The sequence below is a fragment of the Microbulbifer echini genome (genome assembly GCF_041447225.1).
GTDB lineage: Bacteria > Pseudomonadota > Gammaproteobacteria > Pseudomonadales > Cellvibrionaceae > Microbulbifer > Microbulbifer echini.
Genome location: NZ_JBGMEL010000012.1, coordinates 68,234 through 84,377, shown reverse-complemented (window position 1 = coordinate 84,377; position 16,144 = coordinate 68,234). Strand labels below are relative to the sequence as shown.

The following is a 16,144-nucleotide window of genomic DNA, read 5'->3' as shown; positions in this document are numbered from 1 at the left end:
CCAGACAAGCGCGTTGGGATTACAGTGTTTTCCCTACAACAGATGCAGAGCCAAAAAATAAAAATTCCTTATTCAATCTATTTTCATTTTCCAGAAACGTTTCCCATCAAAATTAACTCAGTGATTTTCACTGCGGTATCGATGATCCACTCGGGCCAGGGCCCGGCAGAACAGCGGGGAAAAGGAAGTTGAACTACCCAGAGCAACTCAATCCAGAAGTGTGGCCACTCATCGTTTACTGTGCCGCTGTAATCGCTCTCATCGTATTGATGCTCAGCCTATCTTATTTCCTCGGGCAAAAACGCCGAGATCCTGCAACCGATGAGCCCTTCGAGTCGGGGATTATCTCACAGGGTAGCGCACGCCTACGTATTTCAGTCGCCTACTATCTTGTTGCCATTTTATTCATTGTTTTTGATCTGGAGGCTATCTATCTCTTTAGCTGGTCTATTGCGTTCTACGAAACCGGGCTACTCGGTTTTATAGAAGCCACTATTTTTATCGTGATTCTGTTGGTGGGATTGATCTACCTTTGGCGCTTGGGCGCCCTGGAATGGGGTGGTCATCAGAAGAGCCTGAGCGACCATAAAAATCATCAATAAAAGACTGACTGGAAAAAATCATGCGCTGGCAGCTGAGTAAAGCCGAAAAGGTAATCGCCACCGACTCCCACCAGGAGAAAAGCGAAGATCTGGGAGAGGAACTGCAGAAAAATATCTTACTCGGTAAGCTGGAAGAGCTGGTCGCCTGGGGCCGATCCAATTCACTTTGGCCATTTAATTTTGGGCTCTCCTGCTGCTACGTAGAAATGGCCACTGCGTTTACCAGCCGACACGATATTTCTCGATTCGGTGCTGAGGTTATCCGTGCAACACCACGACAGGCAGACCTGATTGTTATCTCCGGTACGGTATTTTTGAAAATGGCCCCGGTAATCCAGCGCCTCTATGAACAAATGATTGAGCCTCGCTGGGTAATTTCCATGGGTTCCTGCGCCAACTCAGGGGGCATGTACGATATTTATAGCGTTGTACAGGGCGTCGATAAATTCCTCCCCGTCGATGTATACGTCCCTGGCTGCCCCCCCCGGCCCGAGGCGTTGTTGCAAGGCCTCACCCTTCTACAAAAATCGGTCGCAGCTGAGCGCAGAAGTCTCAGCTGGGTTGTAGATGAACAGGGTACCAGGCAGATTCCTAAACAGAGCCAGCGTGATTTACACCGGGAGGAACGGATGCGCACAGAAATATTGCGTGCGCCAGATACGGTCTAACTGCACTTTAACTGTTCATACAAAACAATAACAACGGGAAAACCGATGACTGGCGTTATAGCGAAGAGCGTGCATCGTGAAACGGCCTATAGCAAGGAGGCTGGTGTATTCCTACGGAATCTCGACCAGGAGTATCGTTTCCATAACTACTGGCTGCAGCCCGACAGCGGGGACATGCCAACCCTGTGGGTTGATACCCAATCCTTAATTCCTCTTTTGCGCTTCCTTAAGCTGGAAATTTCTCGCCCATTCGCCATGCTCTACGACATCAGCGCCATCGATGAGCGGCTGCGAGTAAACCGGGGCGAAGGACCGGAAAAACAACCCAGTAGCGACTTCACGGTGGTCTATCAACTCCTGTCTTTTACCCGAAATTTGTTTATTCGCATCAAGATAGCACTGCCCGAAGCCAACCTCTCACTCCCATCAATTTCTGCTGAGTGGGAAAACGCCAACTGGTATGAGCGAGAGGTCTGGGACCTCTTTGGAATCCACTTTGACGGCCATCCAAATCTGTGCCGGATCATGATGCCAACAACTTGGAAAGGGCATCCCCTGCGCAAAGATCACCATGCCCGCGCCACAGAGGTAGACCCCTTTAGCCTGTCTGAAGAAAAGGAACGCAAGGAGCAGGAGGCTTTGCTGTTCCGCCCTGAAGACTGGGGCATGGCCCGTGCCAGTGAAGATGCGGAGTTTATGTTTCTCAATCTTGGGCCCAATCACCCCAGCGTGCACGGCGTTTTTCGTATAGCCCTGCAACTTGACGGTGAGCAGATTGTGGATGCCGTACCAGATATTGGCTACCACCACCGTGGCGCCGAAAAAATGGCTGAGCGTCAGGCCTGGCACACTTACGTCCCATATACAGACCGTATCGACTACCTGGGTGGGGTGATGAATAACCTGCCCTACGTAATGGCCCTGGAACAACTCGCTGGGATTCAGGTTCCCGAACGCGCGCAGATTATCCGAGTGATGTTGTGCGAGTTTTTCCGAATCTCCAGCCATCTGGTATTTTTTGGCACCTTTGCCCAGGATGTTGGGCAGATGTCACCGGTCTTTTATATGTTTATCGACCGGGAGAAACTCTTTGGTATTGTTGAGGCGATCACTGGCGGGCGCATGCACCCCGCATGGTTTCGCATTGGTGGCGTGGCCCAGGACCTTCCGGAAGGTTGGGATAAAATGGTACGGGAATTTCTTGATTACATGCCCGCACGATTACGCGACTACGACGGCATGGTGATCAAGAATAAACTGCTACAAAAACGCACTCGCGGGATAGGTGTCTACAATACCGCTGAAGCCATGGAGTGGGGGGTTACAGGTCCCGGCTTACGTGCCACCGGGCTTGAATGGGATCTACGTAAAAAGCGTCCCTACAGTAGTTATGAACAATTTGAATTTGATATTCCCAGTTATGATGGAGGTGACTGTTTCGACCGCTGCCGGGTGAGGGTCGATGAGATGTGGCAAAGCTTGCGTATTATTCGCCAGTGTCTGGAAAATATGCCTGCGGGACCGTATAAATCCGACCACCCACTCACCACGCCGCCACGAAAGGGGCGGACCATGCAGGACATAGAAACTCTCATCCAACACTTTGTAAACAATAGCTGGGGTCCGGTAATGCCAGCCGGTGAAGTGTGCTTTCCTATTGAGGCCACTAAGGGATTAAATAGTTATCAAATTGTGAGTGATGGGGGAACAACTTCATACAGGACCAGAATACGCACGCCCTCATTTCCACACTTGCAAATGATTCCATTGATGTCTCGGGGACTGCTAATCGCCGATTTGATTGCGATTATTGCCAGTATTGACTTTGTCATGGCTGACGTTGACCGCTAATAAAAAAGTGACCAAAGCTCACATAAGCGGAGAGGACCAGTGAAGCTCACAGTTCTATGTCATAAGGCCGCGAAACCAGCGGGCGGCAATAGAATTTTCTCAATGCCTCCACGTTATCGCCAGAGGAGGCGCAAATGTCCAGCTTATTAGAACCGGAACCAATTGAAGTAATGGAGCATAGTAACAGCGATCCAGACAAAATCTCCGCAATCCTCACCGATGAGGAAAAATTGGAAATTGACGAGGAGGCCAAACACTATGAAGGAAAATCCTCCGTGGGTTTAGAAGCACTCAGAATCGTCCAAAAACATCGGGGCTGGATTTCGGACAACAGCATTCACGCCATTGCAAACTATCTGAAGATTCCTGTAACCCAACTGGAAAGTGTGGCGACCTATTTTCAACTGATATTTCGCCAGCCAGTCGGTAAGGAGGTCATTTACTTATGTAAAAGCGCAAGTTGTTGGGTAATGGGGTGCGACCAACTTCAAAAACATATTTGCCAGAGTCTGGAAATAAAGCCCGGTGAAACCTCTAAGGACGGGATATTTACCCTGTTGGAAATGCCCTGTCTTGGGGACTGCGACAAAGCACCGGTATTGATGTTGGGCGAGGAGATGTACAGAAATCTCGATGAAGACACTATCGACACGTTAATCGATAAAAAGAAACAACTTCATGCTGACAAATCCACTGACTAAAAATATCACTGGGAAAAATATCGCAGCTGACATCGCCAGTTATTTGGCGAATGATGGCTATGCGGGGTGGCGTAAAGCACTCACCATGGAGCCGAATAACATTGTCACTCTCGTAAAGGATGGCGGGCTTCGCGGACGTGGCGGTGCGGGATTTAACACCGGTCTCAAATGGAGTTTTGTTCCCCATGGTGAGGACGCACCGAAGCAAAAATTTATAGTCTGTAATGCCGATGAAATGGAACCCGGTACTTTCAAAGACAGACTCCTAATGGAAAGGGATCCTCACCTATTGCTTGAAGGTATGGCCATTGCTGCCTATGCCATAGGGGCGTCGATTGGTTATATTTTTATTCGCGGCGAATACCACCTGGCGGCAGAGCGCTTGGAATTGGCTATCAATGAAGCTAAATCCCAAGGTCTTCTCGGCATCAATATTCTCGACAGTGGTTTTTCCCTGGATATTTTTATTCACCGCAGTGCTGGTAATTACATCTGTGGAGAAGAAACGGCGCTTCTTAACGCCCTGGAAGGGCGCCGTGCAATCCCCAGGGCTAAACCACCATTTCCGCAGGTGAGCGGTTTGTGGGGCAAACCCACGGTGGTAAACAATGTAGAGACCTTCTGTAATATCCCCCACTTGGTTGCTCTCGGGATCGACTGGTATCGAGGACTTGGACTGGAGCAAGATGCTGGCAGCAAAATTTTTGGGGTAAGCGGTAAAGTTAAGAACCCAGGTGCCTGGGAACTGCCCATGGGCACCCCGATCAGGGAAATCATTGAGCAGCATGCCGGTGGCATGCGCGACGGACTGAGACTTAAAGGCTTTCTACCAGGTGGCGGCTCCACGGATTTCTTGGGACCGGATCATCTGGATCTACCCATGGATTACGATGTAATCGGCAAAGCTGGTAGTCGTATGGGCACAGGTACCATCATAGTCCTGGACGATAAAACTTGTCCTGTCGGGCTGGTACTAAACCTATCCCAGTTCTTTGCTCGCGAATCCTGTGGTTGGTGCACCCCCTGTCGCGATGGTCTTCCATGGATTGTCAAAGTATTGCAGCGAATTGAAGATGGCGAGGGCTTACCCGAGGACCTAGATCTATTACGTGAACAGTGTCAAAGGATTGGTCCTGGAAAAACCTTCTGTGCTCTGGCCCCTGGTGCGGCGGAACCGCTACAAAGTGCATTGAAACTGTTCGAACAGGATTTTATTGATCATATTACCAACCGGTGCTGTCCGTACAAATAGTACTCACAGGGTTTGCGATAAAACCTGACAACACCGGTACAAAAATAATGGACTAGCGATGCCAACCATTACGATAGACGGCGAAAAATACCAAGTAGATGGTGATCAGAATCTACTCAGTAGCTGCCTGACGCTAGGATTAAATATTCCCTATTTTTGTTGGCACCCCGAAATGGGCTCTATAGGCGCCTGTCGACAATGCGCCATGATCGAATACAAAGACAGTGAAGATCAATCGGGCCGTTTGATCATGAGCTGCATGACCCCAATCCGGGATGGGGGTATTTATAGCGTGAATGCCGAGATGGCCAAGGAGTTTCGTGGAGGAATTATCGAAGACTTGATGACCAACCATCCCCACGATTGTCCCGTGTGTGAAGAGGGGGGAGAGTGTCACCTGCAGGACATGACAGAAATGTCAGGCCACACTATGCGCCGTTATCGAGGTAGCAAACGCACACATCGCAATCAATATCTCGGACCATTTATCAATCATGAAATGAACCGCTGTATCACCTGTTATCGTTGCGTCAGATTTTACAATGACTACGCCGGGGGGAACGATTTACAGGCCCTTGGGAGAAATCATCAAATTTATTTTGGTCGACAAGAAGATGGGCGGCTTGAGAACGGTTTTAGTGGTAACTTGGTTGAGGTCTGCCCCACAGGAGTGTTTACTGATAAAACCTTCAGTGCACATTTCGTGCGGAAATGGGACCTGCAAACCGCTCCCTCAATTTGTGAACACTGCGCTGTGGGCTGCAATACCGCACCTGGGGCACGAGAATCCAGCAATAATCTTGATCCAATTCTGAGGCGTATCACCAATCTCTACCATCACGATATCAACGGTTACTTCCTATGCGACCGTGGGCGTTTTGGATATGAGTACGTCAATAGCGCCACACGCATTGATAAAGTGCTTAGTGTGCGAGATGAAGATCTCATCGGTTCTACCGCCGATAATAAAGACATCTTACACAAGGAAATTAATCCACGGGATGCTGTCTTGAATTTATCGGTACAAATTACGGCAGCACAACGTCAACTACGGCGAATTATCGGTATTGGCTCACCACGGTCATCACTAGAAAATAATTTTACCCTCCGACAGTTAGTGGGGGCAGATCACTTTTACTCTGGACTGAATTATCTCGACCAGGAAGTGCTTCAGTTGGTCAACAGCTTACAAAGCGATGACAGAATTCTAAGCCCCAGCACACCAGAAATAGAGACCTCCGATGCAGTTTTAATTATTGGTGAAGATATTTACAACACGGCACCACGCATTGCCCTTGCCGTGCGCCAGGCAGCGCGCAATCGTCAAAAACAAGCTGCGCAATCATTAAAGATTCCCCTGTGGCAGGATGCCTCGGTAAGACAGCTGGAGGAAGAGCACAGTCCAATCATCTTTATTGGAACAGCCCTTAGTAATCTCGATGATATTGCCGATGCCACACTGTTTGAGTCACCGCAAAAAACTGCACTGTTTACCCATGCCCTCGCCCAGGAAATCTCCGGTTACAAAGTACCGGATCTGAAGATGCCCCCGCACCTGCAGGAAATGGTGAAACGCACAGCAGCGATACTTCTCAAAGCCGGTAAGCCACTTATAATTTCTGGAACATCCGGAAAACATCCAGGCATTCTGCAGGCGGTAGCGGAATTATCCCGCGCGTTGAGTGATGACAAGAAGACGCCAACAAAACTGTATTTGGCTTGCAGTGAAGCGAACAGCCTGGGACTTACACAGCTCTTTAATGGGACAGAAGGAAATCTACAACAACTTGTGCAAACGCTTACTGATCAGAGATCGGCGAATATACCCACAAGTCTGATCATATTGGAAAATGATCTCTATCGGCGATTGAATAAACAATCCGTTGAAAAATTATTTTCACTAGTGGATGAAGTTACTCTATTAGATACCTTGCTGACACCTACCGCGAAACGCGCTAACTGCATTTTTCCCGCATCGGCAACAGCAGAGTCCCAGGGAACCTTTGTAAACAATAATGGCTTGGCTCAGCGCTTTTATGCCGTCTACGAAGGCAAAGGGTTTATTCAGGAAAGTTGGCGTTGGTTGGTGAATGCTGTGGATTTTTGTACAGAGACATGTGAAAACCTTTCTGTGCTCAAAGAATGGAAACACAGTACAGATATCAGCGACGCCATTGCCAGAGAATTCCGGGTTTTGCGCGTACTAGATGAACTCGGTCCAGATGAGAACTTTCGCATTGATGGACTTAGGATTGCTCGTCAAAGTTCCCGCTATAGTGGTCGCACTGCGATCCACGCCCAAGAGCATGTTTCTGAAACACCGCCAATCAATGATCCTGACGCTCCGATGAGCTTCAGTATGGAAGGCATTCATAATCCAAATAAAACCCAACTGCAAGCCAACATCTGGTCACCAGGTTGGAATTCCAACCAATCAATCTTTAAATTTCAGGAACAAGTTGGTGGCGAACGAAAGGGTGGTCCTTCAGGAAAAATGATCGAGCGACCTAGGCACCCTATACCGGATTGGACAAACACTTTAGAAAAATCACCACAATCACCCAATTCTATGCAAATGCTGCCCATCTATCGTCTGTTCGGTTCAGAGGAACTCAGCAATCAGTCAATGGCTATTTCTGAACTTATTGAAGCGCCGTTTGTATTGATAAACCCAAAAGAGATGACGCAACACGGCGTGAACGAAGGGGAGCTGGTGGATATTGAAACAAGCAGTGGCATCTATCGTACGGAGATACGAAGGTGCAATACCACCCCAGAAGGTTGTATTGGAGTACCGTACGGGTTACCAGGACTTGAAACCCTAGCAGCATTGATGCCCGGTTATGCCACTCTAAGGCCTGCCGCGACTCATTCAATTGCTGGAGTTGAGAACTAATGAGTACATCAATTTGGATCACACTACTAAATATTTTTGGCGTACTTATCGTAACGGTACTACTGGCTGCAATACTCACCTGGGGGGAGCGGCGCCTTCTCGGTTTCTGGCAAGATAGACCAGGGCCAAATCGGGTGGGGCCCTTCGGCACAATGCAGGTCATGGCCGATATGATCAAGCTTTTCTTCAAAGAGGACTTTATTCCGCGTTTTGCTGATATCCCAGTTTTTGTTCTTGCACCAACCGTAGTCATGGCAACCATGTTGATCGCCTTTGGGGTTGTGCCCATGTCACCAAATATTGGTGTAGCGGATCTCAATATTGGACTACTGTTTGTACTGGCAATGAGCTCCATCGCGGTTTACAGCATCATTCTCGGTGGTTACGCATCCAACAATAAATACGCTCTACTCGGTGGGCTACGCGCCGCGGCACAAACGGTATCCTACGAAGTATTTATGGGATTGAGCTTAATGGGGGTTGTGATGATGTCCGGCAGCTTTAACCTGCGAGACATTGTCAATGCGCAGGCAGAACTCTGGTTTATTGTTCCTCAATTTCTAGGCTTTTTTGTTTTCTTTATTGCTGGTATCGCGGAGAGCCGCAGAACCCCCTTTGACCTGCCTGAAGCTGAACATGAATTGACAGCAGGTTTTCATACAGAATACTCAGGCATGAAATTCGGAATGTTCTTTGTCGGTGAATATCTCGCCGTTATTCTGATCGCCGCATTAATCACTACTTTATTTCTCGGCGGATGGCATGGACCCTGGTTGCCACCCATTATTTGGTTTTGCCTGAAGACTGCGTTATTAGTAGCCATTTTCATCCTGTTACGCGCATCATTGCCACGCCCAAGATACGATCAGCTGATGAAATTTGGCTGGAAAGTCATGCTCCCCTTGTCACTAGCCAATCTGCTAGCAACTGCTGGAGTACTACTATGGACTGCCTAGAAGCTTCTACGTTTTTCCTTAAAAACACCGGAGAGGAAAAATGATCGCAAGCCAAATTAGAAGCATGTGGCTAGTTTTCAAGCACCTTTTTCGGCGCAACGTAACGGTTCAATACCCTGAGGAAAAGCCCTACTTGGCACCCCGCTACCGGGGAAGAATTATATTAAGTCGCGACCCCAATGGGGATGAACGTTGTGTTGCCTGCAATCTCTGTGCGGTAGCTTGCCCTCCTGACTGTATTTCACTTCAAAAAACTGAGGATCCAGATGGCCGGTGGCGGCCGGAATATTTCCGTATCAATTTTTCCCGCTGCATAATGTGCGGTCTTTGTGAAGACGCATGCCCCACTTATGCCATCCAGCTCACTCCAGACTTCGAAATGTGCGAATACGATCGGCAAAATATGGTTTATGAAAAAGAGGACCTTTTGATCGACGGACCAGGAAAATATCACGACTATAGTTTCTACCAGGTGGCCGGAAAGGCAATAGCCGGAAAAGATAAGGGAGAGGCTGATAATGAAGCAGAGCCAATTAACATAAAGAGCCTTAACTTATAGAGACAGATTGTATAGCCGAAAAAAATGCAACCCCCAAGAAACAGGGACACTTTTTCAGTCAGCCATTTAACCATAAAAAGATAGCCTCTTATAGAAATCAATAAAAATACAACCAACAGTCCGAATCTTGCATAAGGGTTGTAGTTTTTGATCATAAGTTCTGATCATGTAGTGCAGCAACCTCTCAAACCAATAACAGCTATACATAAGAGGGAGCCCATATGAACTTCATTTTCTATATCACAGCAGCTATAGCGGTGGCAGCCACCACTATGGTAATTTTTCATCGCAATGCTGTGCATGCCCTTCTTTATCTTGTCACCTCGCTGTTAGCGATTGCTGTAATTTTCTACCAATTTGGAGCGCCACTCGCCGCCGCATTGGAAGTGATTATTTATGCCGGAGCTATTATGGTGCTGATTATTTTCGTGATTATGATGCTTAATCAAGGAGATTCCACAGTTGTACAAGAGCAGGCCTGGCTACAACCCAGAACATGGATTGGTCCTGCACTACTTTCAGCATTATTACTCGTTCAACTGATTTTATTAGTGAGTAATGGACAAATTTCTTCCACCCAAACATTTCACTACATAGGCCCCAAACAAGTTGGGATTGCACTCTTCAGCCACTATGTCCTCGCTGTAGAACTAGCCTCAATGTTATTACTTGCAGGGCTAGTGGGGGCCTTCCACCTTGCTCGACGCAAAAAAATTAATCCAGGGGAGTCGAGCAATGCCAATTGAAACTGCACCGGGCCTTGAGGCCGGCGTCTTACTAGCATCCATACTCTTCTGCTTAGGGTTGGCCGGCTTGATGATGCGGCGCAATGTCATATTTATGCTGATGAGTGTGGAAATTTGTACAAATGCTGCAGCACTCATGTTTGTAGTGGCGGGCGCCCACTGGGGGAATGCGGATGGTCAGGTTATGTTTATATTTGTTGTAACCCTTGCCGCCGCGGAAGTAGCCATTGCGCTTGCTCTGGTTCTGCAATTCTATCATCGTAAACACACTGTCGATATTGATCAACTAAATGAATTGAGAGGTTGATATGCAGGGGCTTTTGGCTTGGGTACCGCTTCTACCGCTGATTGGCTTCCTGACATTGGTTGCTTTTCCACTCTTTAATCGGCACGAACCATCACAAAGAACAGTCGCCTGCATTGGTGTAGGCAGCATCGGTATTGCCGCCCTATTTACCGCAATTGTGGCAATATCTGTTTTCTGGAAAAACCCATCTGAGATTGTCAATATCGCACTCTGGCAGTGGATGCTCGTAGATAACCTAGAGCTGGGCTTTAATTTTTATATTGACTGGCTGACTCTGGTAATGCTGATGGTCATCACCGGAGTCGGCTTCCTGATTCACTTATATTCAGTGGGGTATATGCGAGAAGATGCGGATTTTCGCCGATATTTTGCCTATCTCAATCTATTTGTATGCGCCATGTTAATTCTGGTGATGGCTGATAATCTTGTCTTACTTTATTTGGGCTGGGAGGGTGTTGGACTTTGCAGCTACTTATTAATTGGTTTCTGGTATAAAGAACCAGCCAATGGTGCTGCTGCTCAAAAAGCGTTTATCGTCACCCGTATTGGCGATACCGCGATGGCCATAGGTCTGTTCTTACTTTTCTATGAATTTTCCACCCTGAATATTCCACAACTTACCGCTGCGATCGATGGTCCTGATATTAATAACGAAGTAGTCACAGTCGCCTGCCTACTATTACTCGGTGGGGCCGTAGGAAAATCAGCACAACTACCTCTACAGACCTGGCTTCCAGATGCTATGGCAGGCCCAACACCAGTAAGCGCCTTGATTCATGCTGCTACCATGGTCACCGCAGGCGTATACCTAATTGCACGTATGCACCCCTTGTATCTTTTATCAGAAACGGCTATGACCACGGTGGCATTTGTGGGCGCTCTCACACTATTATTGGCTGGTTTTAGTGCAATAGCGCAGAGCGATATTAAAAGGGTTCTCGCATATTCCACAATCAGCCAAATCGGCTATATGTTTCTGGCTTTAGGGGTGGGTGCATGGTCTGGAGCAATCTTTCATTTAATAACCCATGCATTTTTTAAGGCCCTACTCTTTCTTTCAGCCGGCTCTGTCATCTTGAGTCTGCATCACGAGCAGAATATTTTTTCAATGGGCGGGCTCTACCGAAAAATTCCACTGACCTTTATATGCTTTACCATTGGCTGCGCCTGCTTGGCAGCCCTACCCTTTACATCGGGCTTTTATAGTAAAGATCATATCTTATTGAGCGCCTGGGAATTTCACCAGGGTGTCAACATTTTATGGCTCGCTGGAATACTCGGGGCGTTAGTCACTGGAATTTATAGTTTCCGTGTATTATTTTTGGTGTTTCTAGGCCGAGAGGGATCAGCCTCATCACACTGTAACGATGCCAATACACCTGTGATGACTATACCTCTTTGTATTCTCGCGTTACTGGCAATGATTGGTGGCCTATTAGCACCACCGCTACAGGCAGTATTTGGCAGTCGCCCCGATGAGGATCACTCAGCCTGGATTGAGGGTGTCGCTATTGCGATGCCATTAATTGGTCTTGCCATCGCCTGGAAGCTATTTATTTACCAAAAAAAATCTGGCGAGAAACGTTCGTCCATTATGCAATTTTGGTTCTCCGGATGGGGCTTTGACTGGCTCTACGAGCATCTTTTGGTAAAACCTTTTAAATCACTGGCCAAGATTAATCACAACGATATTATTGACAGCCTCTACAAAGGTACTGCTACGCTGAGCCGGCAGTTGAACGCTCTACTCAGCTCCTCACAAAATGGTCAGGTGCGCTGGTATCTGGCTACTTTTGCCGTAGGTTCCGTCCTATTCCTGGCACTTCTGGTGGCTCTATGACCCTTCTAGCAATCATTATTATACTGTTTGCAGGCGGCCTACTCGCTTGGCTAGCAGAGCGTTACTTTCAAGCCGGGGGGCGCTGGATAAGCCTAATTAGCCTTTTATTTACAACTGTACTTCTCACAAACTATTCCTCATTTATCACTTCAACAGAAGCTATAACTGATAATACTTGGTGGGATAGCTTGAAAATACCATGGATCCCCAGGTTTGGCATCGATTTTTATCTCGCTATTGACGGGCTAAGCTTTTTAATGCTTTCTTTGACCATTGCGATGGGAATTTTCGGGCTTATTATGACCTGGAATGACATCCAGTTTCGCCGAGGATTTTTCTACTTCAATTACTTATGGACTCTGGCTGGAGTTGCAGGGGTTTTTACCGCTATCGATCTTTTTTTATTTTTCTTTTTCTGGGAAGTCATGCTAATTCCCATGCTTTTTCTTATTGCCGTTTGGGGCTATGAACGACGTATCTACGCTGCAATCAAGTTCTTCATTTTCACACAGGCAAGTAGTCTGTTGATGCTTATCGCAATTGTGGGCTTAGCCTATATTCACTACATAAATTCCGGACAGTTGACCTTCAATTACAATATATTATTAGAGGCCCAGGTACCCTCTGACATTGCCTACTGGTTAATGCTTGGTTTCTTTATCGCATTTATTGTCAAACTCCCAGCATTACCTTTCCATACCTGGTTACCAGATGCTCACACACAGGCTCCAACAGCGGGCAGTATCCTACTCGCGGCAATTCTTCTTAAAACAGGGGCTTACGGCCTATTACGTTTCAATTTACCGCTATTTCCTGAGAGTTCCATATTATTCGCCCCCGTTGCAATGACCATTGGCGCACTCAGTGTTATTTACGGTGCAATGCTAGCCTTTGCACAAAATGACATGAAGCGCCTGGTAGCTTACTCCAGTGTTAGTCATATGGGATTTGTATTACTTGGCCTCTATGCGCTGGACACAATTGCCATACAGGGTGCTGTTATGCAAATGATTGCGCACGGACTGAGTACTGCCGCTTTATTTGCACTCGTAGGTGCTTTACAGCACCGCCTCCATACCAGAGACATGCAACAACTGGGAGGGGTTTGGTCCAAGCTACCCAAGCTATCGGCCGTCGCTCTTTTTTTTGCAGTGGCATCCCTCGGCCTGCCTGGACTCGGTAATTTTGTTGCCGAGTTTACGGTGCTCGTCGGAAGTTTCCGCAGCAATCATTGGCTTACAGCTCTCGCGGCTATCGGCCTTATTGGAGCTGCGCTCTATGCTCTTATTATGATGCAAAGAGTCTTCTTTGGTAAGCTTAACAAACGATTGGAGAAGCCTATCCAAGAGAGCAACACAGCAGATCTCAACGTGCGGGAAACAGGCGCACTGCTTGTGGTTGCCGCATTGCTCGTACTTATCGGGTTACACCCACAACCCATTTTCAATATTTCTGATAAGACCGTTCAAATGTCCGTTAATAAAATTGAGTCTGCATTGAGCTTTCAGAAGTTCCCCCCCAAGATTTCACCTTTACAGGTCCACTCATCCAGGGTTGAGCCCACCTCTATAGAGGATAATACTCCATGAGCGCGCAGGAACTCTTAGCAATACTGCCACTACTGATAATAAGTGCCGGCATTGTTATTTTGTTATTACAGGTATCTTTTTGGAGAGGCCATCGCGGAGCATTGGCAACCACTATACTGACTTTATTGTTAGCAATTATCTCTTGCTTCTGGGTAACAGGTAACTTGCTAGGAGACGTTAGCTCTATACAAGTCACAGCCTTATTACTTGTTGACCATACCTCTTTATTCTTCTGTCTATTACTTTTTCTAACTGCCGTTTCCATCAGCATCATGGGATTCAACTATCTACGCCTGCGCTGCGATCCGAGAGGAGTCTCAGCTAGTTATCCCGAGGAATTTTATATCCTATTGTTACTCGCAATGCTGGGGGCTAGCACACTTATTTTCGCCAACCACTTTGCTACTTTTTTTCTTGGATTAGAGCTAATCAGCTTAGCGCTTTACCCAATGCTGGGGTTTGCAGTGACTGGGGAAATTTCATCCAAGTCGGAGCAGTTACAGTCCCTTGAATCCGCCATTAAATATTTGATCCTCTCGGCATTATCCACAGCCCTTGGTTTGTTTGGTATTGCACTAATCTATAGTGCAAGCGGATCGCTCGACTTTAATGCCATAGCTTCGAGGATGACAGAGCTTTCTCAAAGCTCTACTTTATTTGCAACCGGAATCACTTTACTGCTAATTTCTGTTGCCTTTAAATTATCTCTAGTTCCCTTTCATATATGGACTCCAGATGTTTACCAAGGGGCGCCAACACCTACAACCGCCTTGATTGCAACTGTCGGCAAAGGAGCAGTGATAGGATTTTTGCTCCGATTTTTTAACACACTGGATCTCTTTGGGAGCGAAGTGTTAATTGATATGCTGGCTATCGCAGCGATAGCCAGCATGTTAGTGGGAAATCTTTTAGCACTAATGCAGGCCAATATAAAGCGTCTTTTAGCCTACTCGTCTATTAGTCATATTGGTTATTTGATTGTGGCGTTTCTTATTGGTAAAAGTACCTTTGGTACGGAGGCTGTCATCTATTACTTGGTAGCTTATATTGTTACTACGTTAGGGGGTTTCGCAGTTGTAGGGTTAGTAGCTGATGCAACCGAAGAGAATATTCTTAGCGGAAAACATCCTCAAGAATTTCTAATAGACGCAAAAAACCCCTACCACCGTGAATTTTACCGCGGACTTCTATGGCGCTCACCCTGGCTAGCTAGCTGTTTTGCCGCCATGCTTCTTTCACTTGCAGGAATTCCATTAACTATAGGTTTTATTGGTAAATTTTATGTGTTCACAGCGGGGGTCGAAGGGCAAATGTGGATACTTTTAGGTGGTGTTGTGGTCGGGAGTGCACTGGGTCTTTTTTACTACCTGCGCCTGCTACTTATCATGGTACAGCGCAATGAAACTGCCGAAACCAACAGTAATGGCACTCTAGTAATTGCAACCTCTGGACAATTTTTAATAGCAACCTTGACTGGAGCACTATTATTATTTGGAATATTCCCTCAAATCTTGATCAACTGGATAAATGCACTATAAAGATAAATTAGGGTATGGCCGCAAAATATACGACCTGTTTTTCTGCCCAATTACATTTACTGGGTACCAAAGGGCAAAATATGAAAACCTTCAAGCAGGCATTTGAAATCATTCGAGATGCAAAAAAATTTCATCTCGATATGGCTGACCTTTATGAGGATTTACATGATGAGTCTGAGGATTACCGAACTCAGCTACTCTTACAACATATGTTGGAACACGAACGTCGGATGGCAAGAAATTTATCAAACTACGGAGAAATTGTCCGGCAAAAGGTCATGGGGACCTGGTTACAATATACTCATGAAGAAAGTGCTGATGACTTTATTCGGAAGCTATCGCTAAGCAATCCTCCCACGATCAAAGAAATCAACAAATTAGGACGTGAAGTAGACCGCTACTTTTCAAGCCTGTATGAAGCCGTATATGGTGCGATAGAGTCTATGGAAGTCAAAGAAGTCTTCGAGGATCTGAAGCAAATTCAGGACAAAGAGCGTATTACTTTATCAATGGCCACCAACTCCCTTTGGGACATGTAAAAGAAAAGCCCGCATAATTTGCGGGCTTTTCTTGGGGCCCTGGCTTCAGGTGACAAAGTCACTCAAAACCAAACATCATGCCCAGATGCTACTTTAACCG

14 protein-coding genes are annotated in these 16,144 nt (G+C 46.8%); all 14 read left to right on the top strand.

Annotation, left to right across the window (positions count from 1 at the left end):
- The first annotated feature begins 188 nt into the window (after positions 1 to 188).
- A complete protein-coding gene (gene ndhC, locus ACCI51_RS13070; RefSeq protein WP_299581846.1) occupies positions 189 to 602 on the top strand; it encodes an NADH-quinone oxidoreductase subunit A in 414 nt (137 codons plus the stop codon).
- Positions 603 to 622: 20 nt separating this feature from the next.
- Positions 623 to 1,270 carry an NADH-quinone oxidoreductase subunit B gene (locus tag ACCI51_RS13065; protein WP_371843943.1) on the top strand — a complete coding sequence of 216 codons (648 nt, stop codon included), beginning with the start codon at positions 623 to 625 and terminating at the stop codon, positions 1,268 to 1,270.
- A gap of 45 nt (positions 1,271 to 1,315) precedes the next feature.
- On the top strand, positions 1,316 to 3,121 hold the full coding sequence (gene nuoC, locus ACCI51_RS13060; RefSeq protein WP_299581841.1) for an NADH-quinone oxidoreductase subunit C/D: 1,806 nt from the start codon (positions 1,316 to 1,318) through the stop codon (positions 3,119 to 3,121).
- A 134-nt stretch (positions 3,122 to 3,255) separates the two neighbouring features.
- On the top strand, positions 3,256 to 3,822 hold the full coding sequence (nuoE, locus tag ACCI51_RS13055; RefSeq protein WP_299581838.1) for an NADH-quinone oxidoreductase subunit NuoE: 567 nt from the start codon (positions 3,256 to 3,258) through the stop codon (positions 3,820 to 3,822).
- A complete protein-coding gene (nuoF, locus tag ACCI51_RS13050; protein WP_371843942.1) occupies positions 3,800 to 5,074 on the top strand; it encodes an NADH-quinone oxidoreductase subunit NuoF in 1,275 nt (424 codons plus the stop codon). The genes nuoE and nuoF overlap by 23 nt, the downstream gene beginning before the upstream one ends.
- 58 nt (positions 5,075 to 5,132) lie before the next feature.
- Positions 5,133 to 7,970 carry an NADH-quinone oxidoreductase subunit NuoG gene (gene nuoG, locus ACCI51_RS13045; RefSeq protein ID WP_371843941.1) on the top strand — a complete coding sequence of 946 codons (2,838 nt, stop codon included), beginning with the start codon at positions 5,133 to 5,135 and terminating at the stop codon, positions 7,968 to 7,970.
- The gene (nuoH, locus tag ACCI51_RS13040; RefSeq protein ID WP_371843940.1) at positions 7,970 to 8,926 is read left to right on the top strand and encodes an NADH-quinone oxidoreductase subunit NuoH; all 957 of its coding nucleotides are present in this window, start codon (positions 7,970 to 7,972) and stop codon (positions 8,924 to 8,926) included. The genes nuoG and nuoH overlap by 1 nt, the downstream gene beginning before the upstream one ends.
- 40 nt (positions 8,927 to 8,966) lie before the next feature.
- The gene (gene nuoI, locus ACCI51_RS13035; RefSeq protein WP_299581827.1) at positions 8,967 to 9,485 is read left to right on the top strand and encodes an NADH-quinone oxidoreductase subunit NuoI; all 519 of its coding nucleotides are present in this window, start codon (positions 8,967 to 8,969) and stop codon (positions 9,483 to 9,485) included.
- 221 nt (positions 9,486 to 9,706) lie between these two features.
- Positions 9,707 to 10,231 (top strand): NADH-quinone oxidoreductase subunit J, encoded by a 525-nt coding sequence (gene nuoJ, locus ACCI51_RS13030; RefSeq protein WP_299581824.1) that lies wholly within the window; start codon positions 9,707 to 9,709, stop codon positions 10,229 to 10,231.
- Positions 10,221 to 10,538 carry an NADH-quinone oxidoreductase subunit NuoK gene (gene nuoK / locus ACCI51_RS13025; RefSeq protein WP_299581821.1) on the top strand — a complete coding sequence of 106 codons (318 nt, stop codon included), beginning with the start codon at positions 10,221 to 10,223 and terminating at the stop codon, positions 10,536 to 10,538. Before nuoJ ends, nuoK begins: the two co-directional genes overlap by 11 nt.
- Before the next feature lies 1 nt (position 10,539).
- Positions 10,540 to 12,378 carry an NADH-quinone oxidoreductase subunit L gene (nuoL, locus tag ACCI51_RS13020; protein ID WP_371843939.1) on the top strand — a complete coding sequence of 613 codons (1,839 nt, stop codon included), beginning with the start codon at positions 10,540 to 10,542 and terminating at the stop codon, positions 12,376 to 12,378.
- Positions 12,375 to 13,967, top strand: coding sequence for a complex I subunit 4 family protein (locus ACCI51_RS13015; RefSeq protein WP_299581815.1), 1,593 nt, complete (start codon positions 12,375 to 12,377; stop codon positions 13,965 to 13,967). The genes nuoL and ACCI51_RS13015 overlap by 4 nt, the downstream gene beginning before the upstream one ends.
- Positions 13,964 to 15,505 carry an NADH-quinone oxidoreductase subunit N gene (locus tag ACCI51_RS13010; RefSeq protein WP_371843937.1) on the top strand — a complete coding sequence of 514 codons (1,542 nt, stop codon included), beginning with the start codon at positions 13,964 to 13,966 and terminating at the stop codon, positions 15,503 to 15,505. Before ACCI51_RS13015 ends, ACCI51_RS13010 begins: the two co-directional genes overlap by 4 nt.
- A gap of 14 nt (positions 15,506 to 15,519) precedes the next feature.
- Entirely contained in the window at positions 15,520 to 16,044 is a 525-nt protein-coding gene (locus ACCI51_RS13005; protein WP_299581809.1) for a hypothetical protein, read from the top strand.
- Positions 16,045 to 16,144: the final 100 nt, after the last annotated feature.

Excerpts from the sequence above, each read along its gene's own strand:
- ACCI51_RS13010 (WP_371843937.1), top strand. The coding sequence starts at position 13,964 with ATGAGCGCGCAGGAACTCTTAGCAATACTGCCACTACTGATAATAAGT.
- nuoE (WP_299581838.1), top strand. The coding sequence starts at position 3,256 with ATGTCCAGCTTATTAGAACCGGAACCAATTGAAGTAATGGAGCATAGT.
- nuoI (WP_299581827.1), top strand. The coding sequence starts at position 8,967 with ATGATCGCAAGCCAAATTAGAAGCATGTGGCTAGTTTTCAAGCACCTT.
- nuoH (WP_371843940.1), top strand. The coding sequence starts at position 7,970 with ATGAGTACATCAATTTGGATCACACTACTAAATATTTTTGGCGTACTT.
- nuoJ (WP_299581824.1), top strand. The coding sequence starts at position 9,707 with ATGAACTTCATTTTCTATATCACAGCAGCTATAGCGGTGGCAGCCACC.
- nuoF (WP_371843942.1), top strand. The coding sequence starts at position 3,800 with ATGCTGACAAATCCACTGACTAAAAATATCACTGGGAAAAATATCGCA.
- nuoG (WP_371843941.1), top strand. The coding sequence starts at position 5,133 with ATGCCAACCATTACGATAGACGGCGAAAAATACCAAGTAGATGGTGAT.
- ACCI51_RS13015 (WP_299581815.1), top strand. The coding sequence starts at position 12,375 with ATGACCCTTCTAGCAATCATTATTATACTGTTTGCAGGCGGCCTACTC.
- ACCI51_RS13005 (WP_299581809.1), top strand. The coding sequence starts at position 15,520 with ATGGCCGCAAAATATACGACCTGTTTTTCTGCCCAATTACATTTACTG.
- ACCI51_RS13065 (WP_371843943.1), top strand. The coding sequence starts at position 623 with ATGCGCTGGCAGCTGAGTAAAGCCGAAAAGGTAATCGCCACCGACTCC.
- nuoL (WP_371843939.1), top strand. The coding sequence starts at position 10,540 with ATGCAGGGGCTTTTGGCTTGGGTACCGCTTCTACCGCTGATTGGCTTC.
- nuoK (WP_299581821.1), top strand. The coding sequence starts at position 10,221 with ATGCCAATTGAAACTGCACCGGGCCTTGAGGCCGGCGTCTTACTAGCA.
- nuoC (WP_299581841.1), top strand. The coding sequence starts at position 1,316 with ATGACTGGCGTTATAGCGAAGAGCGTGCATCGTGAAACGGCCTATAGC.